This is a genomic window from Dorea phocaeensis (genome assembly GCF_900240315.1).
Lineage (GTDB): Bacteria > Bacillota > Clostridia > Lachnospirales > Lachnospiraceae > Dorea_B > Dorea_B phocaeensis.
In genome coordinates, this window is sequence record NZ_OEPZ01000002.1 from 128225 (window position 1) to 149251 (window position 21027).

The window sequence follows — 21027 nt, forward strand, 5'->3', positions numbered from 1 at the left end:
TTGCAAAAGAGAACCGGGACATATGCTGCTACATGCATACGTCCCGATTCTCTCTTCCTACTTCTATTATAATCTGCAGGGATTCCCAATTAGCAGCAAGTTCTCCAGTCTCGATCTTCCTTACTGGTAATCCATAACATCAATCCACTTCATCAAGAAATCCTTCTCAAACTCATTGTCTTTCTCAAGCTGTGCAGCTGCCACAATTGGAAGCCACTGCTGTACGTACTGCTTTGGCGTATCACTCTTCTTGCAGAACAGATTCAAATACAGATCTGCATTTTCCTGACTCTTAAGTGCAAAAAGAAGATAGGTCATGGCAGCGTCTGCACTGGCATTTCCCTGTGTCACATGCGCCCAATCCACAACTGTCATCTTTCCGTTCTTTCCAACAATCACATTACTTGGATTGTAGTCTCCATGACAGATCTTTGTATGCTTTGGCATACTCTCTAACCGGGTACAAAGTTCATATCTCTGAGTTGCATCCAACACCGTCAGGCTGTTAATCTGGCGCGCCAGTTTCTCCTTTAAGTCATTCAGCATCGGAGCCTGTTTTTCCTGAATCGCCAGCTGCATATCCACAAAATCAGACATATATTTCTCTATATTCGCCGGATCTACCTTCATCATCTCTTCTAACGTCTTACCATCCTTGTGCTCAATCACAAGCGCCCATTTTCCGTCAATCTGGATTACTTCTTTCAGCTTAGGAATTGCCAAACCAGTCTCTTCTACCCGAACAGTATTCAGTGCCTCATTGAACACTGCTGACTTCAGATGTGATTTTGCAAATACCTTCACGATACTATCCTCACACTGATACACCTCTTTATAAGACCGCGTTACAATCAGATTGCTTTTTTCCAGTTTCATATGCGCTACCTCCTTGAAATTTTTTACGTTCCTCGTTTTATAGTTGAATTATACACCTATTTTATTTGTTTGCGAATAGTTTTTTGACATTTTTTTAACTTATTTTTTATTATCTGTTTTCTTGTTATTTTATTAACAGTATATAACTAGAAGAACAGGGATTTCAAAAGGGACAGGGTAAAACGCAATCGGGGACGGAGGTTTTTTGAAAAAACCTCCGTCCCCGATTAACATTTCTTATTTACCATAGTAGCATTTCAAGTAAATTTCTTTCATTTCTTTCATCAATGGATATCTTGGGTTAGCGCCTGTACACTGATCGTTGAAGGCCTGCTCAACCATATCATCCAATGTATCTAAGAAGTACTGCTCATCAATACCATACTCTTTGATGGATTTCTTAATGCCGATCTTCTCTTTCAAATCTTCCAGTTTTGCAAGGAAGTTCTCAAATACTTCTTCATCTGTCTTGCCCTGGCATCCTGCAAAACGTCCAAGTTCTGCATATCTTGCCAGTGCATGTGGATACTGATACTGAGAGAATGTTCCCATCTTAGTCGGAACTTCTGCCGCATTGTATCTCATAACGTCTGTCAAAAGAACTGCATTTGCAACTCCATGTGGCAGATGGTGGAACGCTCCAAGTTTGTGAGCCATAGAGTGGTTCAATCCCAAGAATGCATTCGCAAATGCCATACCAGCCATACAAGATGCATTTGCCATTTTCTCTCTTGCGATTGGATCGTTTGCTCCGTTCTCGTAAGCAGATGGCAGATACTCAAATACTGCTTTTACCGCCTTCATAGCCAGACCGTCTGTGTAATCCGTTGCCATAATAGATACATATGCTTCGATTGCATGTGTCATTACGTCGATACCGGATGCACTGGTCAGTCCTTTTGGCTGTGTCATCATATTGTCAACATCTACAATTGCCATGTTTGGAAGCAATTCGTAGTCAGCGATTGGCCATTTTACTCCTGTCTCTGCATCTGTAATGATCGCAAATGGTGTCACTTCAGATCCTGTACCAGAAGAAGTAGGAATTGCTACGAAGTACGCTTTCTCACCCATTTTCGGGAATGTATATACTCTCTTACGGATATCCATGAAATCCATAGCCATATCTTCAAAGTTTGCTTCTGGATGTTCATACATTACCCACATAATCTTTGCAGCATCCATTGCAGATCCACCACCAAGTGCAATAATGGTATCTGGCTCAAATGCTCTCATCTGATCTGTACCTTTCTGTGCACACTGTAATGTCGGGTCTGGAGCAACCTCGTAGAAGCAGGTATGCTGAATTCCAAGCTCATCTAATTTTTCTTCAATTGGCGCTACGTAACCATTTTTATATAAGAAGGAATCTGTTACGATGAATGCTTTTTTCTTATTCATCACTGTTCCCAGTTCATCAAGAGCTACCGGCATACAGCCTTTCTTAAAGTATACTTTCTCAGGTGTTCTAAACCACAGCATGTTTTCTCTCCTCTCAGCCACCGTCTTAATGTTGATTAAGTGTTTTACACCTACGTTCTCAGATACAGAGTTTCCACCCCAGGAACCACATCCAAGTGTCAAAGATGGAGCGAGCTTGAAGTTGTAAAGATCACCGATACCACCCTGAGAAGATGGTGTGTTGATCAGAATACGACAGGTCTTCATTGCTGCTGCATGTTTTTCAATCTTTTCTTTCTGTGCAGGATGTACATAGAGCGCTGCGGTATGTCCATATCCTCCGTCTGCTACCAGCTGTTCTGCCTTTGCAAGTGCCTCATCAAATGTCTTTGCTTTATACATTGCAAGTACCGGAGACAGCTTCTCATGTGCAAATTCTTCAGAAATATCTACAGACTCTACTTCACCAATCAGAATCTTTGTATTTTCCGGAACCTCTACTCCAGCCAGTTTTGCAATCTCGTATGCAGATTTTCCAGGAATCTTGTTATTTAATGCACCATTGATAATGATGGTCTTACGAACTTTATCCAGTTCTTCGCCTTTCTTTAAGAAGTAGCATCCGCGATATGCGAATTCTTTCTTCACTTCTTCATAAACGCTTTCCAGAACGGTTACAGACTGTTCAGATGCACAAATCATACCATTATCAAATGTCTTAGAATGAATAATAGAGTTAACTGCCATCTTAACATCTGCTGTATCATCAATGATAACCGGTGTATTTCCAGCTCCAACACCAAGTGCCGGTTTTCCGGAAGAGTAAGCAGCTTTTACCATTCCAGGTCCGCCTGTTGCCAAAATGATGTCTGCATCTCTCATAACAGTATTGGTAAGTTCCAGAGAAGGAACGTCAATCCATCCGATGATACCTTCTGGTGCTCCTGCCTTTACTGCCGCATCCAAGACTACCTTTGCAGCTGCGATTGTACATGCTTTTGCAGCCGGATGTGGGCTGATGATAATTGCATTTCTCGTCTTCAGACAGATCAATGTTTTAAAGATTGCTGTAGATGTCGGGTTTGTAGTAGGAATAACTGCTGCTACCAATCCAATTGGCTCTGCAATCTTCTTAATTCCGTAAGCGCTGTCTTCTTCAATCACACCGCAAGTTTTTGTATTTTTATATGCATTGTAAATGTATTCTGCTGCGTAATGATTTTTGATTACCTTATCTTCCACAACTCCACGGCCAGTTTCTTCAACTGCCTGTTTTGCAAGTGGAATACGCATTTTGTTTGCTGCCATTGCAGCTTCATAAAAGATTTTGTCTACCTGTTCCTGAGTATAAGTTGCAAAGATTTTCTGCGCTTCACGCATTGCTTTCATCTTTGCTTCCAATGCTTCTACACTATCAATAATCTCTGGAACCATTTCCTTTTTCTTTGCCATATTATAAATCCTCCCTGTAATGATTGCCATGTCAATTGCTGTTTGTTATTTTCTTAACTATGTTTGAAAGTATAATGCATTGTTAATTATTTGTCAATATCTTTTTTGATATTTTTTTAACAAGCTTACAGAAAGGATCTTTTTTCACTTTATATGCCCACTACACTTCCAGCTTTCACCGCCAGCAGGCTCGTAATTCAAAAAGAAAATCCCAGACGCCATGCCTGAGATTTTCTCCCGATAGATCTTCCTCCCTGATGCCTGCCTTGATGTCTGCGTTCTATCTCTTTATGTATTTTATTTCTTATCTTACCTTATGCTCTGTATGCAGCAGCATATGTGCCTTGTGTGACATCGGCTTCTCGAAATACTCTTCATACATCCGTGCAATATCCTGATTCTCATGGGAGAACCGAATTTCTGACTTCTGATCCAGATCATACAGATTCTTGCCTCGCTCAAATGCCAGCTCCTCTCCGTCGTGAATCGGCTGTCCTCCGCCACCGACACAACCGCCCGGACATGCCATTACTTCTACGAAATCATACTGGACTTCTCCTCTTTCGATCTTTTCAAGAAGAGCTCTGGTATTTCCAAGTCCGCTGACTACTGCAGTTCTCACCCGGATATCATCGATCTTAAACTCCGCTTCCATCACACCATGATTCTCCTGGAACCCAGGACTTCTTACCACCTTAAATGCATCTGCATCTGGATTCTCTCCTTTCAGGAGATAGTATGCCGTCCGAAGCGCAGCTTCCATAACGCCTCCCGTTGCTCCAAAGATCACACCCGCTCCAGATCCATCCTGCATAGGCCGATCGCTCTCTATATCCTGAAGCGTTGCCGGATTGATGTGGGCTGCACGAATCATCTGCGTCAGCTCTCTGGTTGTAATCACCGTATCGATATCCCGTCCTGCATATTCCTGATAGAACAATTCCATCTCACTTTCGCCCTTTTTGGCAACACATGGCATAACGGATACAGTATAAATCTTCTCCGGTGATACGTCAAGCTTCTCTGCAAAATAGGTCTTCATCACCGCACCGAACATTTGCTGCGGAGATTTTGCCGAAGACAGGTATTTCACCAAATGCGGGAACTGCGACTTCGCAAACCGGATCCAGCCCGGACAACAAGACGTGAACATCGGCCGTTCCTTCAACTCTCCTGATGTGAACCTCTCTATAAATTCACTTGCCTCTTCCATAATCGTTAAATCTGCTGAAAACGTAGTGTCAAACACGTAATCTACACCCATTTTCTTAAGTGCATCTAAGATTTTTCCAACGGTTGCTTCTTCCTTGGCAAGTCCTAAGCTCTCTCCCCAGGCTGCCCGCACTGCCGGCGCCACCTGTGCAACAACAATTTTCTCTTCATCTTCAATGGCATTCCACACTTTCTCTGTATCGTCTCTTGCACCGAGTGCTCCCACCGGACAATGTGTAATACACTGTCCGCACAGAGAACAGTCTGCCTCCTCAATCGTCTTATGCCCCGCTACATTTACGGTCGTTCTGGAACCTGTTCCTTCCAGATCCCAAATGCTTAAACTCTGTACCTTGTCACAGACTTGGATACAGCGCATACATTTAATACATTTAGAAGAATCTCTGATCAGCGGGAAATTCTTATTCCACGGCTGTCTTTCAATCTCTGCCTTGTATGGGATCTCCAGAATATTCAGATCGTTGGCGATCTTCTGAAGGGAACAATTTCCACTCCGGTAACAGGTAACACACTCGCAGTCATGCTGGGAGAGTATCATCTGCACATTTGCCTTCCGATGTCTGCGCACCTTCGGGCTGTTGGTATAAATCACCATTCCTTCTTCCGCCATATTATTGCAGGATGTAATCAGCCGATTCTTTCCTTCCAGCTCTACCACACATACACGGCAGGCTGCAATCTCATTGATTCCTTTCAGATAACACAGCTTCGGAATATGAATTCCATACTGTGCGGCAGCCTCCATAATGGTAGTATTTTCTTTTACGGAGATTGCCTGCCCGTCAATTGTAAGATTTACCATAATGTCTCTCTGCCTCCTTTGAATATTCCATATCCGAAATGATCACAACGCAGGCATCTGGATGCCTCTTGTTTTGCTTCCTTCTCTGTCATACAGTTTTCTACGCCTTCAAAGTCACAGACTCTCTCACATGCCTCTCGTTCCGTCAGGTTAACCCGACCGCACGGAGTTCTGTCATCCAGATGTGCTTCCGGAATTTCCACATCACAGGAAATCTCGTGGCGATAACCCAGATATTCATCAATGTTCGCCGCAACCACCTTTGCCGCCGCAATGGCACTGATTACCGACGCCGGTCCGCTGGCACAATCACCGCCCGCAAAGACGCCCGGCATATTCTCGAATGTTCCACTTTTTTCTGTTACAATCTTACCTCTGGCAACCGGAATTCCTGCCTCTTCAAAATGACGGGTTTCAATATTCTGTCCAATAGCCACAACTAATACATCGCACGGAATATAAATATTTTCCTCTCCGGTCGGTTTAATGCTGGCACGTCCATCCTTGATTGAACTAATCATCTGCGGTGTCACATAAATTCCGCGGATATGATGATTCTCATCCACATCAAGCGCAGCCGGAGCCTTCAGCGTCTGAAGCTCAATACCTTCTGCCACCGCACCTTCAATCTCTCCAGGAAGCGCCGTCATATCGGCAACTCTTCTTCTATAAACGATACTTACCTTCTTAGCGCCAAGACGTTTCGCTGTGCGAACCGCGTCCATGGAAACATTTCCGCCACCAATGACCGCCACTTCTTTTCCGGTTAAATCCATGATCTGATTCTTTCCTACGTTCCGCAAAAACTCTACCGCAGACAACACACCGTCCGCATCCTCACCCTCTAAGCCAAGCTTCTTATCCGTGCTTGCTCCAATGGTAATCAGAACCGCATCGTACTGTTCCCGAAGTTCCTGCATCGTGATATCCTGACCAATTTTCAGACCGTACTTCACTTCCACACCAGTCTTTAAGATCGCATTGATGTCTTCCTCTAACCGCTCCTTCGGCAGACGGTAGTTCGGAATTCCATAACGCAGCATACCACCAAGCTTCGGAAGCATCTCATAAACCGTTGCCTGATGCCCCATCAGCTGGAGATAATACGCAGCGCTTAAACCTCCCGGTCCACCTCCAAGTACCGCTACCTTCTTGCCGGTAGACGGTGCACATGCCGGCGGATCTACTTCCCCTGCGTAATCAGCCGCCATCCGTTTCAGTCCCCGGATATTAATAGAATCATCTACCATATTTCTACGGCATCTGGCCTCACATGGATGCTCACAGATAAAGCCACAGGTTGTCGGGAATGGATTGTCCTTGCGGATCAGCCTGATTGCATCTGCATATCTACCTTCTCCTACCAGTGCAATATACCCCGGAATATCTACATGTGCCGGACACAAGGATACACATGGTACCGGCTGATTGTACGTACAGGTACAGCGTCCGTTCTGAATATGCTCAATATAATCGTCCCGATATCCGATCAATCCTTTATAAACCATATTAGCCGCTTCATACCCGATCGCACAGTCTGCAGACTCCATAATGGAAAGAGCCGTCTGCTCCATCACATCCAACGTTTCCATCGTCGCCTTTCCGTCCAGTACGTCTTTGATAAAATGATTCAGCTGTCCCAGTCCAATCCGACACGGCACACATTTCCCACATGTCTGCGCGTGACATAATTCCAAAAATGCCCGGGCCATATCTACCGGACACAGCCCCGGCGGACTCGATTCAATTCTTCGCTCCAAATCCTTATAGAGCCCTTCCATCACGATCTTCGCTCTCTTTGGTGAAGCTATCTCTAACCTGCTCATCAGCTACATTCCTTTCTTTTGTATGAATTCTGAATTACAACAAACGTAACAGTACATTTATTATACCATTTTTTGAAAGTTCTGTAAGCAAATCGGCATAAGTAGATAAATTAACAAAAAGCATATTATTCTAGTGACTCCTGCACTACAAGAAAGCCTTTCTCCTTCAATGCATGCTCAATCATATCCAAAGTCTCTTCATTATCGGCCGTCACTTCGTGATAATGATATCCGGATGTAATATTTTTCAGCGGACTGGACTTCCCTCTTCTGATATCTTCCAGAAAATCTGCAATCTTTTTCCTGGAATTGATATTAAGTTCTGCTTCCAGCCGTCCGTACACCCGGTGATGAATCATCACATTATGCACACAGCCACCAAGATCCACGATGCTGCACAGCTCTTCTTCCAGCTGGTCATCGCTGTGCTGTACCTTAAACGTCCGTTTTGCAGCCACCGGAGCGTTCAGTATATAACCTCGATTCGTCGCAATAATGTCATAACCCGCGGCACGGATCAGCGCAATATCCTGCACAATCACTTGACGGCTCACTCCATATGCCGCCGCCAGCTTCTGCCCGGATACCGGCTCTGCCTGCGCCTGGATCTGCTGAACGATTTCTGCCCTTCTCTTTGCACCTGTCATATGCCTCGTTCCACCTCCGCTTTTCTTATACTGCATGAAGATTTTTCAGAGAAATGTCCAGAATCGGCGCAGAATGTGTCAGCGCGCCGCTGGAAATATAATCAACCCCAAGTTCTGTCAGTCTTCCAATATTTTCCTTCGTCACATTTCCGGAACACTCCGTCTCTGCACGACCACCGATCACCGCAATAGCCTCCTGCATTTCTTCCGTCGTCATATTATCCAGCATGATAATGTCAGCGCCTGCTTCCACCGCTTCTTTTACCATCGCAAGGTTCTCAACTTCAACCTCGATCTTTCTGACAAACGGCGCGTATTCTTTCGCCATCTGTACCGCTTCCTTCACACCGCCTGCTGCCCCGATGTGATTATCTTTCAAAAGCACACCATCAGACAGATTGTAGCGATGGTTGTATCCACCGCCCACTCGTACGGCATACTTTTCAAAAATCCGCATATTCGGCGTTGTTTTTCTCGTATCCAAAAGCTTTGTCTTGCTTCCCTTCAAAAGCTCTGCTACAGAATGCGTATAAGTTGCAATTCCACTCATCCGCTGCAGATAATTAAGCGCTACCCGCTCTCCGGAAAGAAGCACCCGGATATCTCCGGTCACCTTTCCCATCAACTGACCATTTTTCACCTTTTCCCCGTCTTTACAGTATAGCTCTACCTCAGTCTCCGGATCCAGAAGTGTAAATACTCTGGTAAACACATCAAGGCCTGCAATCACCCCGTCCTGCTTGCAGATCAGTTCCACCTCTCCGGTAACCCTCTCTTTCATAACGGAATTCGTCGTTACATCCTCGCTTGAAATATCCTCTTTCAACGCTTCCATAATCAAATGGTCTGCCTGTAATTTCATCGTAATCTGATTCATATTGCTTCTCCTTCTTTATCAATTCTTTTCTATTTTACTTTCTTCCTTAAGTTGCCTTTCTTATTCGCCTTCCTTGCTTGCCAGTTCCCGCATAATGCTCTGTGCTGCACGCTTTGCGAATACCATACTCTCCAACAAAGAATTGCTTGCCAGACGATTTCTCCCATGAACACCATTGCAGCTGGTCTCGCCCACCGCGTACAAATGCTCCATGGACGTTTTACTATTCTTGTCCACCCAGATTCCGCCCATGAAATAATGCTGCGCCGGAACTACCGGAATCCATTCGCTCAACGGATCATATCCCTCTTCTTTACACTGACAGCAAATATTAGGAAAATGGGCCAGAATTTCTTCCTTCGGAATCCTCTCCATCGACAGCCACACGTGGTCTGTTCCGTCCTTCTCCATCTGTTCTCGGATCGCCGCCGTCACCACATCTCTTGGCAGCAGTTCATCTACAAACCGTTCTCCTGCCTTGTTGTAAAGCACTGCACCTTCTCCCCGCACAGATTCTGAAATGAGGAATCTGCGTCCCGGGCGCTTGGAATACAGCGTTGTCGGGTGGATCTGTACATAGTCCAAATGATCCAAACGGATTCCCCGCCGTTTTGCAATTGCCAATGCATCTCCCGTCAAATGCGGAAAATTAGTGGTATTCGGATAACATCCTCCAATCCCGCCACTGGCAAAAATGGTATACGGCGCATGGATATTCCACGTCTCCCCATGATACTCTGCCACGACTCCCTGGCAGGAATCTTGTTCCACCAGAATATCGGTCATTGTCATATATTCATAAATCGTAATATTTGCCCGTTCTCTTGCCCGTTTAAGTAATTTGCTTGTAATCTCTTTTCCTGTAATATCCGCATGATACAAAATCCGCGGCCGGGAATGTGCCCCTTCACGAGTATAGACAAATTCCCCATCTTTTTGTTCAAATTCCACGCCATACGACACCAGATCCGCGATCACTTCTCTGGAAGAGCGAATCATAATATCCACCGACTCTTTCCGGTTCTCATAACGCCCCGCCCGCATGGTGTCTTCAAAATAGCCGTCATAATCTTCATCATCCCGCTGCACACAGATTCCTCCCTGTGCCAAGAAAGAATCACTGCTCTCTGCGTCCGCCTTGGTAAGCATGACTACCTTTTTGTCTTTCCCAATATTAAGCGCGCTAAAAAGACCGCCAACTCCGGTACCGACTACGACAACGTCTGCATATATATCCATCTTTTTCCTTCCTCCCAAATGCTCGCGCCGTTACCTGGCCAGCTCCAGCATTTTTTCCAGCGGTCTGCCGGAATTCTCCCTGAGTTCATCCGTTACAAACACTTCATTTTCTCCCGTTTCCAGCACTTGAAGAATCTTCTCAAGCGTAACCTTCTTCATATCGTGACAGACTGGTTCCGTCTTTGTGAAATAGAACTTCTTGCCCGGATTTCTCTTTTTCAGTTCATAACGCACTCCATTTTCCGTACAAATAATAAATTCCTGCTTTGGACTTTCTTCTGCATATCGGATAATGCCTGAGGTACTGCCGATATAATCGGAAACCTTCAATACCGCTTCCGCACATTCTGGATGCGTCAATACTTCCGCCTCCGGATGCATCCGCTTGGCCTCTAAAATCTCTTCTACCTGTACCTTCTCGTGCACCGGGCAGTATCCTGTATTATAGACAAATTCCTTTTCCGGCACCTGACTTGCCACATAATGCGCCAGATTTCGATCCGGAATAAAGAAAATATACTTATTCGGAAGAGCTTTGACAATCTTTACTGCATTTGCGGAAGTCACGCACACATCCGAATACTGCTTCAATTCCGCCGTCGAATTGATATAACACACCACTGCCAGATCATCATACTTCTTTCGCATCTCCTGAATCGTCTCACGATCCGCCATATGCGCCATCGCACAATCCGCCGTCATATCCGGCATCAGTACCGTCTTCTTGGGATTTAAGATCTTAGCACTCTCTCCCATAAAAGATACGCCGCAAAATACGATTGTCTGCTCCTTTAAATCCACTGCAACCTTACTTAAATAATAAGAATCTCCAATGTAATCAGCAATTGCCTGTACCTCGTCCGGTACATAATAGTGCGCAAGAATCACAGCATTTTTCTCTTTTTTTAATTTTTTGATCTGTTCTATAATATCCATAACCTTTTCCTTTCTCAGATTCACATTGCTCCTATTATAGCACCTCGCTTTACATGTGACAAGACAGTTATTTTTTTGAGAGGGGACAGGGTGAAACACAATCGGGGACGGAGGTTTTTTGAAAAAACCTCCGTCCCCGATTGACGCTACGCTTTCTTCTTAGCAAACGCACAATATAATACGAATCCCAAAAGCAGCACTGCCACTGCCATCCAGCCGGCCAACATCGCCGGTCCTTCTCCTACAAATTTGTCGTAGTACCCTTTCAAATAAATAATCATAATAATAACCGGAATCACATAGCCAACATACCAGCGGATTCCTTTCGGGAACTTAATTCCATTCCCCGCATTCACTTCTGCCAGGAAGTTATCCCATCCCCATCCATTCTTTCTTGTACAGAACAGAAGATATCCAAGACTTCCAAGTGGAAGCAAGTTATTAGATACGATAAAGTCTTCCAGATCCATGATGGTGCTTCCGGCGCCCACCGGCTCCCAGCCAGCCAGCACATTGAAGCCAAGTACGCATGGCATACTCAAAACAATGATCAGAACTACACTTACCAGCACACTCTTATTTCTGGACCAGCCAAACAGATCCATATCAAATGAAATAATATTTTCAAATACAGCTACGATTGTCGTAAACGCAGCAAATGTCAGGAACAGGAAGAACAATGCTCCCCAAAACTGTCCGCCTGCCATCTGCGCAAATATATTTGGAATAGTGATGAAAATAAGGCTCGGTCCTGCCCCCGGCTCAATCCCAAACGCAAAGCACGCCGGGATAATAATAAATCCAGCCATTAACGCCACAAAAGTATCCAGACAGGTAATGCTGATTGCTTCGCCAGCCAGACTTCTGTCCTTACTCATATAGCTTCCAAAAATCATCATGGCTCCAATACCGATGGACAATGTAAAGAATGCCTGACTCATGGCTCCAAAAATTACATTTCCAATTCCGGTCTGCTGCATCTTCGCAAAATCCGGCACCAGATAGAAGCGGATTCCTTCTCCCGCACCATCCAGGAAGAATGAACGTACAGCCAACACCACCATAATCAAAAGCAGCGCCGTCATCATTACTTTCGACATCCGCTCAATTCCTTTTTGAATTCCAAACCAGCATACCGCAAATCCAATTACACAGATCAATACGGTCCACATCGTCAGCGTCCCCGGACTTCCCAGCATATCCGCAAACCCAGCCTCTACCGCATCCGGCGTAGCTCCTACAAAATCGCCTCTCACAGAACGGAAACAATAATACATCATCCAACCGCCAACTGTCGTGTAAAACATCATCAAAAGATAACTTCCGATAATACCGATCCATTTGGTATGATGCCACCTGCTTCCTTTGGGCTCCAGTTCCTCAAACCCTGCTGCCACACTGTAACGGCTTCCGCGTCCAATGGCAAACTCACACACCAAAACCGGAATTCCCATAATCAACAAAAATATCAGATAAATCAGAATAAATGCAGCTCCGCCCAATTCTCCGCAAAGATATGGGAACTTCCACACATTTCCGATTCCAATTGCACATCCGGCTGATACCAAAATGAATCCAAGCCTTGATCCGAATTTTTCTCTCTTCATCTCATTTCCTCCATTCTCTTTCGTCGGTCACTCTCCCCCACATCTGCAACTAGACTTTGCTATTATAACCTATTACCGTATAAAAATGCAACCTTACATCTTTCATATCAGCCGCATCTTCCCTCTTCTATACTTAAGCATCCCTCGTAAGCTTGTGAATCCACTTTCCATAATTACATTTGACAAATGCCGGAATACACTTAAAAATCTGATCCGAATTCAAACAACAGACCACCACTGCCGGAGATGCCTTTACCACAAATGCCAGAAAAAATGACAACGGAATCACAAGCATCCAAATGCTGATCAAATCCATTTTCACCACAAACATCGCACTTCCGCCGCCCCGAATAATCCCATTATTGGTAGGCATCTGATAGGACATTCCCACGCAGATCACACTCAAAATCACCAGAAATGCATTTGCCATTTCCTTCGTTTCCGGCTGCAAATCATAAAGTCCTAATACTGGAATTCGAATAAAAAACAAAAAGATCCCAGACACCACGCCAATCAACACAAATAAGCATTGCAATTTTTTCGCATATCGTTTCACCAGCCCCATATCTCCGGTTCCAATCGTTTTTCCGATCAGCACTGACGCCGTCGAAGACGCCCCCACTGCCGCAGATTTCACTACCAGAAACAAAGTGGCAGCAGCACTGTTTGCCGCAATGGCGGCAGCCGTCATATGACCAAGAATTACCGTCTGAAGCGCTGTATTCACTCCCCACAGCCCCTGCACAATCAAGATCGGCACTACAATCTTAATATAATCCCACACCAGAACTTTGTCTGTTGAGAGATAATCTTTCAAGCGTAATCTTAACTTTTCATCCTTTTTAATCACATACCAGATCAGAACCACACACTCTAAAACTCTGGCAACTAAAGTTCCCACTGCCGCGCCTTTGGCTCCCATGCAAGGAGCGCCAAAATGCCCGAAGATCAATCCATAATTAATCCCGCAATTTACAAGAAGCGTCATCACCGACAGACGAAACGCAATCTTCACTGACTCTACACTTCGCATCGAAGCCAACAGGATCTGCGTCACCGCAAAGAAGAGATAGGTAAATCGAACAATTCCAAGATACCCAACTCCCTCCTCAATAATCGGAACGTCTTCCGTAAAGATCCGAACAGCTTCATATGGAAAAATGCTTACCGCCGCGAACAAAACCACTGCGGCTACAAGCGCCGCCCGCATTGCCGCCGAACTAATCTTTTTCATCGGATCAATCCGCCGCTTTCCCCAGTACTGACTGCAGAAGATTACCAGCCCGTCCCCCAGTGCCAGAATAATCTGCTGATATACAAATTGAATCTGATTGACTGCCGCCACACCAGCAAGCGCCGTCTCGCTATACGAACCCAGCATCAGATTATCCGCCAGATTTACGCTAAGTGTGATTACATTCTGCAACACCAGCGTTATATAAATTGAAAAGAAATTTTTGTAAAACTTTTGCCCATTCATACCATCTTCATCCTATATCTTTTAAATACATAAAAAAAGAGAGATTACATTTCTGTAACCTCTCAACATCTCCGCCCTCAGCGAAGTCGGAGTGACGTGATTCGAACACGCGACCTCTACGTCCCGAACGTAGCGCTCTACCAAGCTGAGCCACACTCCGATAAAACATGACCGAATGCCTGATTCTCAGGCATTCGGCGCCCCTGCCAAGGAACTACGGATAGAGGACTCGAACCTCTACTAACAGAGTCAGAGTCTGCTGTGCTGCCATTACACCAATCCGCAACATCTGCTTTTGTTCTCTGTTTTGTTCAGCGAACATGTTATATTATAGCAAAGAAAAAAAATAAATCAAGTACTTTTTTGAATTTTTTTAAAATTTTTTCAACTTTTTTCCCAAGCACTGTTTTCGCGCTGTTTCCTGGCAGTTTTACCATGCTGATTAAATCTCGATTTCTCCATCGAATACGGTCGTAGCCGGTCCCGTCATATAGACAATATCCGCCTCTCGATCCCATTCAATCTCCAGATCTCCTCCTAACAGTCTAACTGTCACCTGATTTTCTGTATAATTATTTAGAATGCTCGCTACGGCAACCGCACATGCACCGGTTCCACATGCCATCGTCTCGCCGGAGCCTCTCTCCCAGACACGCATTTCTACCGTACGCCGATCCAATACCCGTGCAAACTCTGTATTAATTCGATTTGGAAAACGCTCATGCTGTTCAAATGCCGGCCCAATCTCTTCAATCGCCATTCCCTGTACATTCTCCAAATACACAACTGTATGTGGATTTCCCATAGAAACGCCCGTCATCTGATACGTTTGACCTCTCACTTCGATTGGAGACAGAATTACCGGATCCTGCTCTCTTCCTTCATCCATGATGATAGGAATCTCACACGCTTTCAATCCAGGATGTCCCATATTTACCTTAACAGAGGCTACTTTTCCTTCCACAACATTAAGATCCAGATATTTAATCCCTCCCAGCGTCTCCACCGAAATACTGGTCTGATCTGTCAATCCATAATCATAAACATATTTTCCCACACAGCGAATTCCATTTCCACACATCTCTCCCCTGGAGCCGTCTGCATTATACATCTGCATCTCAAAATCCGCCTGACTGGACGGGCATATCATAATCAATCCGTCAGAGCCAATTCCTGTATGCCTGTCACTTACATATTTTGCCACCTCCGATGGATTTTCTACCGTTTCCTTAAAACAGTTCACATAGACATAATCATTTCCAAGCCCGTGCATTTTCGTAAATTTCATTCTTTTCATCCCTCGCTGTTTCTCTATTTTTTAGTCTTATTCTATTGGTGTTGTTACCGGAATTATAATGAATAACCCGCTCCTTGTCAACGAAGGAACACTGACTGCTTTATTTCTTACGATTCTATTTGAATTTTTCACGTTGATTTGGTAAAATATTAAAACAATAACAGAAACAAAAGTTTCATGCCAGCTTTAAAGGAGGAACATCACATGGGGCTTGCAATTCCAATTGAAACCAGCGCCCGCCACATTCATATGTGTCGGTCTGATTTTGAGGCCTTATTCGGAACAGGCGCCGAACTTACTTACAAGGCAGATTTAAGCCAGCCGGGACAATTTGTTGCCCAAGAGCGGTTAACCATCCAGGGACCGAAAGGCTCCTTTGAAAACGTTGCCATCTTAGGTCCATTCCGAAAGGAAACACAGCTTGAAATCTCCATGACCGATTCCCGTAAGCTTGGAATTCCCGGTGTTATTCGGCAATCCGGAGACACTGCCGGATCTCCCGGCTGTACTCTGATCGGTCCCAATGGTTCTCTGACCATTGATCATGGCGTAATCGTAGCCAAACGTCACATCCATATGACGCCCGTTCAGGCGATTCAGATGAATGTCAAAGACAACGATGAAGTCTTTGTCATCATGGAGAGTTTCGAGCGTTCTCTGATTTACGCCGACGTGATTGTCCGGGTCAGTCCCGATTATGCGCTGGCCATGCACGTTGATACCGACGAGGCAAATGCGTTTGCCAATGACAACCACCCCACCGGGGTCATCTTGAAATTATTCGGCGGAAGAACTTACAATCTTCAAAAATGGGCGGAAGAACTGCAAAACGGGATTCACAGACTTTAATCTCTGTGAATCCCGTTTTCTCATTTACGCTCCTGAAGATGGGAGATACGGTATTAACACACCTGCCACATTACTGATCGGCATCGTCTGAAGCCAAACTTTTCCAGGACCTGTAATTACAGTATTAAACACACCTTCTCCGCCAAACAGCATATTCTTAACTCCCGGCACACTGCGGATCTCCATATTACATCCTGCCGTCATCGCTGCCAAATGTCCCGTGTCTACCACAATCTGCTGCCCCGGCTGAAGCACATATTCCACCACGTGACCGTCAAATTCTGCAAACACAATTCCACGGCCGCTGGCTTTCTGTAATATAAATCCTTCCCCGCCAAACAGACCCGCACTAAATCTCTTACTAAACGAAATACTCAGCTCCACACCAGCTTCTCCTGCCAAAAATGCACTTTTCTGGAAAATCATTTCCTGTCCCGGCGCGATCTCAAAGGCCTTGACAGAACCCGGAAAACTGGACGCAAATGCAATCATCCCCGGTCCCCCCTGCGCCGTATAGATGTTCTGAAACATACGCTCTCCGGAAAACATTCTTCCCAGCGCCTTGCCTAAGCCTCCATTCGTACTCGTCTCCATCAGCATATTCGGAGACATCCAAGACATGCTTCCTCCTTCGGTAATCATACGCTCGCCCGCTTCCAGATGGCAGATCACAACCGGCAGCGTCTCTCCTTGAATCTGATACCTCATTTTCGTTTCCTCCTGTTCCTTTTCTTATCTCATCTTAAAGACCGGACTTATCTTCTTGTAAATAATAAATACGATCATAGATACCACAATGCCTTTCAGCAGATTAAACGGCGCCACTGCAAACATCACGAAAGTAAAAAGATTAGTAATAGATCCATTGATCTTGCTCCCCATCTCTACCAACACTTCCATTGGCATTCCAAACGCTTTCGCATAAGCAGGAAGCAATACATAAGCATTCAGCACACAGCCTGCTGCCGTCATTAACACCGTTCCAACCAACATTCCTGTCACCGCTCTTTGTCGGGTTCGTTTCCGCTGATAAATCAGTCCTGCTGGAATTACAAGCGCACAGCCAATTAAAAAATTAGCCACTTCTCCAACTCCAGCTGTCACTGTTCCGTTAATTGCAAAATTCAGAAGAATCTTCAAAAACTCTATCGCTGCTCCCGCTGCCGGACCCATCGCAAAACAACCAACCAGAACCGGAACCTCACTAAAATCAATCTGGTAAAATGCCGGAGCAAATGGAAGCGGAATCTCAAACAGCATTAATACTACCGCAATCGCAGAAAGCATTGCAATCTGCACCATTGTTTTTACCCGTGTTTTGGTTTTGATCTGTTCTTTCATCATTACGTTTGTGTTCATGTTTCTTTCTCCTTTTGATAAATTTTATCTTAAAGAAAGAAATTCTTCTGTTAAAAGATTTTTGGTTTACTAGGAATAAATTTTCCCATAAAGCAAAAGAAAATCCCGATATAGAACTATATCGGGATCTTATTGCTTTCGTAACAACCACTCAGTTCTTCTCTCATCCAGACTGTACTGTCGGTTCTGGAATCTCACCAGATCAGCCGCCGCTCAACGAAAGCGACAGGTCGCGGACTATACCGCCGGTTGGGACTTTCACCCGACCCCGAAGAATTTTTTTCTTTATTCTTTTTTATTGTATACCTTCCGAAACGAATATTCAAGCATTTTTCTTAACTTACTGACGGTAAAATTTCCTTAACTTACCAGTGGCAGAATATAATTCACCCACAGCCAGCTTGCCGGCATCACCAGAATCATCCCCGGAATCATATCCGCAATCGGGAACATCCGAAGCTTCACCATCCGAAATCCCGTAGCCAGCATAATAAAACCGCCGCACGCCTTGAAATCTGCAATCATAGCAGGCGTACACATGGGATAAATGATTCCTGCACAGAAAAACAGAATCAGGAAAATGACCATCTGCGGAATGGCAATCACCGACACCACCATTCCTAAACTGCACGCAAAGATAAGCGCTGTAAACAGATCCAAGATAGACTTCGCCATCAGAATGCTGTGATCTCCTGTCATCCCTGAAATAATGGATCCATAGATCCCTGTACCCGACGCACAGAACAACACAATTACCGTTACCAGCGTTGCCGTAAATTCCTGTTTTTCCATATTACTTTTCTTAGACGGGAACCATTTGGCTACTCCCTGCTCCATCCAGCCTGCGCCTCTGTTGATCCGCTCCCCTAGATGGATCCATAAGCCAAGCGCCGTCCCGATAATCACAGCAAATACGACTGCCGGCATATTTTCCATCAAGACGATGCTGCTGATTCCCATACTCATAGAACAGATTCCAAAGACCAGATTCAGATTATCCTTAAACTCCTGCTTAAGCCTTCCGCCCACCAGCGCACCAATCATTCCGCCGATGGCCACCGAAAGACCGTTTACAATTACACCAATTGGCATTTTTTGTTTCCTCCTCTATCCGCCATTCCTCTCTGACGATACCTGCCATGTGCCAAGGCACATTCTTTTCTATTATAGAAGATTTTCCCCAAATGTCAAAATGTAATTCCCTCCACTTCAAAACAGGTAATCCACGGATATTCCACATATTTCACGACAATGGGGCCTGAAATCTTGATCCCTTCCGCCGGATAATATACATTTCCCAATTCGCTTTGATCCACCAGGAAGCCCTTCAAGGTCATGGCTTCTTCATCCTCTTCGGTAAAACTTACCGAAATCTCCTTATGCGGAGCCGCACATCAGCTAGTGATCTCCTCCACATTCAGAACAATGTGGCTCCATCCGTTTATCTGCATATAGGCTTTCGCCCGATCATTTACATCTACCATATCCTGTTCTATTTCTCTAGATATTTTCCTTTCAGCTCTTCCACCTTTGCTGTATAGGCATCATTCTGCTTTTCCGCCATTAACTGCTGATAGATCTGAGCTCTCACCTCATCAAATGCTGCCTTGGAAGAATCCTGTTTCTTCTCCACCTTGATCAAATGCGCTCCAAACTGTGTCTTTACCGGTCCTACGATCTGACCAATCTCAGCCGCAAATGCTGCGTCTTCAAATTCTTTCACCATCTGCCCTCTTCCAAACTCTCCGAGGTCTCCGCCGCGCTCTTTGGACGGGCAGGTAGAATATTCTTTTGCTGCGTCCTCAAAAGTCTTTGCACCGCTCTCAATCTGTGCCAGAACGTCCTTGCATGCTTCTTCTGTCTCTACCAAAATATGTTTTGCAGATACGGTGGCACCTTTTTCAAACTTCTTCGGATTCGCTTCGTAATAATCCTTGATCTCGTCCTCTGTCACCTGTACTTTCTTCAACGTATTGCGCATTGCAAGCTGCGCCAGAATATCACGCTTAGCGCTCTCCAAAATAGTCTTGTACTCTTCTGTTTCATCAAGCTTCTCATCCTCGCCAAACTGCGCAAACATATGAAGAGAAATCAACTGATCCAAATACTGATCCCGATACTGCGGATTTGCAGCATATGCCTGCTGCTCTCTTGGGATTCCCTGCAGATATGCATGAAATTCTGCCTCTGTAATCTCTCTTCCTGCTACTTTTGCCAACACTTTATCACTCATGTTACTGTTCTCCTTTTCCTGTTAATGTGTCTATTATACGCGACACTACTTAATTTTGTAAAGTTCGTCTGTAAGCACGTTCCTGGCTAATCTGTAATCGCGCTTCCTGCTAATCTTGTATCACCCCACGGAGTCCTTATAGCCGGCGTCCCTGCTCCGTATCAAAAGCGGCTTCTTTTCTTAAGCCCAAACATACCTTCAATCCTCTCTATTTTTTCTTCCTATCACTTCTACTTCTCCATTTAAATCGTTTTCAAAATAACGCAAAACCAATTGCCGCCCTTCTTCATTTCCAACTATTTTTTGTAAGCTTTTATAAAGCAAAAGTAGCGGGAGAACAAATATTATTAATATTTCTCCTAACAAAAACGGATCTCCCTTAGAAAAAAGGAACCCTATTATTAACATGGCAATCAAAAATATTTGAGCTCCTCTTTTTATATATGGCAAAACCATGAATTCACCTTCCAAAACAACGCTATCATCATGGCTTTCTACGGTTGCCCGAAACTGTTCCCAGCCACCGCCATTCATACTTCCCGCCGCACAACTTACTGCCAAAACATTGTTTTCTTTATCATAGCTTGCTAATATCGTTTTTCTATACGCTTGATTTTGTATATTTAACTCTTTTGTAGTTTGATTAATTAAATACAAAAACTGCTCTTTTGACTCAGGAATTACTATTCTGTATTTCATTCTAATCTCCATTTTGCGTGTTCTCTTAGTCTCTATCTCCCCTTAATCTGGAAACCATTCTTTTAATTTTTATAATAATTCCACCAATACCACCTAATCTTGATAATAAAATGCCAAGGCAAAAAAATATTACCAAGACAGCAACTATATCCAAATAATTCTCAACCATATTTCCCTCCTAAAATTCACGTTTTATATTTATTTTTTAGTCAAA

General features: G+C 44.5%; 19 protein-coding genes, 2 tRNA genes and 1 riboswitch. Of the genes, 1 reads left to right on the forward strand and 20 read right to left on the reverse strand.

Annotation, left to right across the window (positions count from 1 at the left end):
* Positions 1-120: 120 nt before the first annotated feature.
* The 13 genes from C0979_RS04505 to dapF form a co-directional block, all read right to left on the reverse strand.
* Entirely contained in the window at positions 121-876 is a 756-nt protein-coding gene (locus tag C0979_RS04505) for a phosphotransferase (protein ID WP_101694891.1), read from the reverse strand.
* Positions 877-1113: 237 nt separating this feature from the next.
* Positions 1114-3729 (reverse strand): bifunctional acetaldehyde-CoA/alcohol dehydrogenase, encoded by a 2616-nt coding sequence (gene adhE, locus C0979_RS04510; protein ID WP_101694892.1) that lies wholly within the window; start codon positions 3727-3729, stop codon positions 1114-1116.
* Positions 3730-4033: 304 nt separating this feature from the next.
* Positions 4034-5764, reverse strand: coding sequence for a [FeFe] hydrogenase, group A (locus C0979_RS04515; protein ID WP_101694893.1), 1731 nt, complete (start codon positions 5762-5764; stop codon positions 4034-4036).
* Positions 5758-7590 (reverse strand): NAD(P)-binding protein, encoded by a 1833-nt coding sequence (locus C0979_RS04520; RefSeq protein WP_101694894.1) that lies wholly within the window; start codon positions 7588-7590, stop codon positions 5758-5760. Before C0979_RS04520 ends, C0979_RS04515 begins: the two co-directional genes overlap by 7 nt.
* Before the next feature lie 125 nt (positions 7591-7715).
* On the reverse strand, positions 7716-8237 hold the full coding sequence (locus tag C0979_RS04525; protein ID WP_101694895.1) for a transcription repressor NadR: 522 nt from the start codon (positions 8235-8237) through the stop codon (positions 7716-7718).
* Between the two features lie 25 nt (positions 8238-8262).
* Positions 8263-9114, reverse strand: coding sequence for a carboxylating nicotinate-nucleotide diphosphorylase (nadC, locus tag C0979_RS12075; RefSeq protein WP_242962645.1), 852 nt, complete (start codon positions 9112-9114; stop codon positions 8263-8265).
* Positions 9115-9174: 60 nt separating this feature from the next.
* A complete protein-coding gene (locus C0979_RS12080) occupies positions 9175-10353 on the reverse strand; it encodes an L-aspartate oxidase (protein WP_242962646.1) in 1179 nt (392 codons plus the stop codon).
* A 30-nt stretch (positions 10354-10383) separates the two neighbouring features.
* Entirely contained in the window at positions 10384-11289 is a 906-nt protein-coding gene (gene nadA / locus C0979_RS04535) for a quinolinate synthase NadA (RefSeq protein WP_101694896.1), read from the reverse strand.
* 146 nt (positions 11290-11435) lie between these two features.
* Positions 11436-12896 (reverse strand): sodium-dependent transporter, encoded by a 1461-nt coding sequence (locus C0979_RS04540; RefSeq protein ID WP_101694897.1) that lies wholly within the window; start codon positions 12894-12896, stop codon positions 11436-11438.
* 133 nt (positions 12897-13029) lie between these two features.
* Positions 13030-14376: an MATE family efflux transporter gene (locus C0979_RS04545; protein WP_101694898.1), complete on the reverse strand. Its 1347-nt coding sequence runs from the start codon at positions 14374-14376 to the stop codon at positions 13030-13032.
* 86 nt (positions 14377-14462) lie between these two features.
* Positions 14463-14536, reverse strand: a tRNA-Pro gene (locus C0979_RS04550).
* Positions 14537-14590: 54 nt separating this feature from the next.
* Positions 14591-14661 (reverse strand) — tRNA-Gln (locus C0979_RS04555).
* A 157-nt stretch (positions 14662-14818) separates the two neighbouring features.
* Entirely contained in the window at positions 14819-15664 is an 846-nt protein-coding gene (dapF, locus tag C0979_RS04560; protein WP_101695316.1) for a diaminopimelate epimerase, read from the reverse strand.
* A gap of 213 nt (positions 15665-15877) precedes the next feature.
* Here dapF and C0979_RS04565 point away from each other — a divergent pair, with 213 nt between their 5' ends.
* Positions 15878-16522, forward strand: coding sequence for a phosphate propanoyltransferase (locus C0979_RS04565; RefSeq protein WP_101694899.1), 645 nt, complete (start codon positions 15878-15880; stop codon positions 16520-16522).
* 24 nt (positions 16523-16546) lie between these two features.
* Here the strand turns inward: C0979_RS04565 and C0979_RS04570 are convergent, their stop codons facing one another.
* The 7 genes from C0979_RS04570 to C0979_RS11960 form a co-directional block, all read right to left on the reverse strand.
* Positions 16547-17230 (reverse strand): TIGR00266 family protein, encoded by a 684-nt coding sequence (locus C0979_RS04570; protein ID WP_101694900.1) that lies wholly within the window; start codon positions 17228-17230, stop codon positions 16547-16549.
* Positions 17231-17254: 24 nt separating this feature from the next.
* Positions 17255-17881: an ECF transporter S component gene (locus C0979_RS04575; RefSeq protein WP_101694901.1), complete on the reverse strand. Its 627-nt coding sequence runs from the start codon at positions 17879-17881 to the stop codon at positions 17255-17257.
* A 151-nt stretch (positions 17882-18032) separates the two neighbouring features.
* Positions 18033-18161, reverse strand: a riboswitch (FMN riboswitch).
* Between the two features lie 80 nt (positions 18162-18241).
* Entirely contained in the window at positions 18242-18973 is a 732-nt protein-coding gene (locus C0979_RS04580) for a DUF554 domain-containing protein (protein WP_101694902.1), read from the reverse strand.
* A 95-nt stretch (positions 18974-19068) separates the two neighbouring features.
* On the reverse strand, positions 19069-19218 hold the full coding sequence (locus tag C0979_RS11955) for a hypothetical protein (protein WP_173814578.1): 150 nt from the start codon (positions 19216-19218) through the stop codon (positions 19069-19071).
* A gap of 155 nt (positions 19219-19373) precedes the next feature.
* Positions 19374-20114, reverse strand: a complete 741-nt coding sequence (locus tag C0979_RS04585; RefSeq protein ID WP_101694903.1) for a peptidylprolyl isomerase — start codon at positions 20112-20114, stop codon at positions 19374-19376.
* 198 nt (positions 20115-20312) lie between these two features.
* Positions 20313-20825 carry a hypothetical protein gene (locus tag C0979_RS04590; protein WP_101694904.1) on the reverse strand — a complete coding sequence of 171 codons (513 nt, stop codon included), beginning with the start codon at positions 20823-20825 and terminating at the stop codon, positions 20313-20315.
* A 13-nt stretch (positions 20826-20838) separates the two neighbouring features.
* Positions 20839-20982 carry a hypothetical protein gene (locus C0979_RS11960; RefSeq protein ID WP_173814579.1) on the reverse strand — a complete coding sequence of 48 codons (144 nt, stop codon included), beginning with the start codon at positions 20980-20982 and terminating at the stop codon, positions 20839-20841.
* Positions 20983-21027: the final 45 nt, after the last annotated feature.

What these genes read in the sequence shown, in the direction of transcription:
- dapF (WP_101695316.1), bottom strand. Translation starts at nt 15,664, where the DNA reads ATGAAATTTACGAAAATGCACGGGCTTGGAAATGATTATGTCTATGTG.
- C0979_RS04575 (WP_101694901.1), bottom strand. Translation starts at nt 17,881, where the DNA reads ATGAACACAAACGTAATGATGAAAGAACAGATCAAAACCAAAACACGG.
- C0979_RS12080 (WP_242962646.1), bottom strand. Translation starts at nt 10,353, where the DNA reads ATGGATATATATGCAGACGTTGTCGTAGTCGGTACCGGAGTTGGCGGT.
- nadC (WP_242962645.1), bottom strand. Translation starts at nt 9,114, where the DNA reads ATGAATCAGATTACGATGAAATTACAGGCAGACCATTTGATTATGGAA.
- C0979_RS11960 (WP_173814579.1), bottom strand. Translation starts at nt 20,982, where the DNA reads ATGGTTGAGAATTATTTGGATATAGTTGCTGTCTTGGTAATATTTTTT.
- C0979_RS04515 (WP_101694893.1), bottom strand. Translation starts at nt 5,764, where the DNA reads ATGGTAAATCTTACAATTGACGGGCAGGCAATCTCCGTAAAAGAAAAT.
- C0979_RS04570 (WP_101694900.1), bottom strand. Translation starts at nt 17,230, where the DNA reads ATGAGGTATCAGATTCAAGGAGAGACGCTGCCGGTTGTGATCTGCCAT.
- C0979_RS04520 (WP_101694894.1), bottom strand. Translation starts at nt 7,590, where the DNA reads ATGAGCAGGTTAGAGATAGCTTCACCAAAGAGAGCGAAGATCGTGATG.
- C0979_RS04585 (WP_101694903.1), bottom strand. Translation starts at nt 20,114, where the DNA reads ATGAGTGATAAAGTGTTGGCAAAAGTAGCAGGAAGAGAGATTACAGAG.
- C0979_RS04505 (WP_101694891.1), bottom strand. Translation starts at nt 876, where the DNA reads ATGAAACTGGAAAAAAGCAATCTGATTGTAACGCGGTCTTATAAAGAG.
- C0979_RS04590 (WP_101694904.1), bottom strand. Translation starts at nt 20,825, where the DNA reads ATGGAGATTAGAATGAAATACAGAATAGTAATTCCTGAGTCAAAAGAG.
- C0979_RS11955 (WP_173814578.1), bottom strand. Translation starts at nt 19,218, where the DNA reads ATGACCTTGAAGGGCTTCCTGGTGGATCAAAGCGAATTGGGAAATGTA.
- C0979_RS04580 (WP_101694902.1), bottom strand. Translation starts at nt 18,973, where the DNA reads ATGCCAATTGGTGTAATTGTAAACGGTCTTTCGGTGGCCATCGGCGGA.
- C0979_RS04525 (WP_101694895.1), bottom strand. Translation starts at nt 8,237, where the DNA reads ATGACAGGTGCAAAGAGAAGGGCAGAAATCGTTCAGCAGATCCAGGCG.
- C0979_RS04540 (WP_101694897.1), bottom strand. Translation starts at nt 12,896, where the DNA reads ATGAAGAGAGAAAAATTCGGATCAAGGCTTGGATTCATTTTGGTATCA.
- adhE (WP_101694892.1), bottom strand. Translation starts at nt 3,729, where the DNA reads ATGGCAAAGAAAAAGGAAATGGTTCCAGAGATTATTGATAGTGTAGAA.
- nadA (WP_101694896.1), bottom strand. Translation starts at nt 11,289, where the DNA reads ATGGATATTATAGAACAGATCAAAAAATTAAAAAAAGAGAAAAATGCT.
- C0979_RS04545 (WP_101694898.1), bottom strand. Translation starts at nt 14,376, where the DNA reads ATGAATGGGCAAAAGTTTTACAAAAATTTCTTTTCAATTTATATAACG.
- C0979_RS04565 (WP_101694899.1), top strand. Translation starts at nt 15,878, where the DNA reads ATGGGGCTTGCAATTCCAATTGAAACCAGCGCCCGCCACATTCATATG.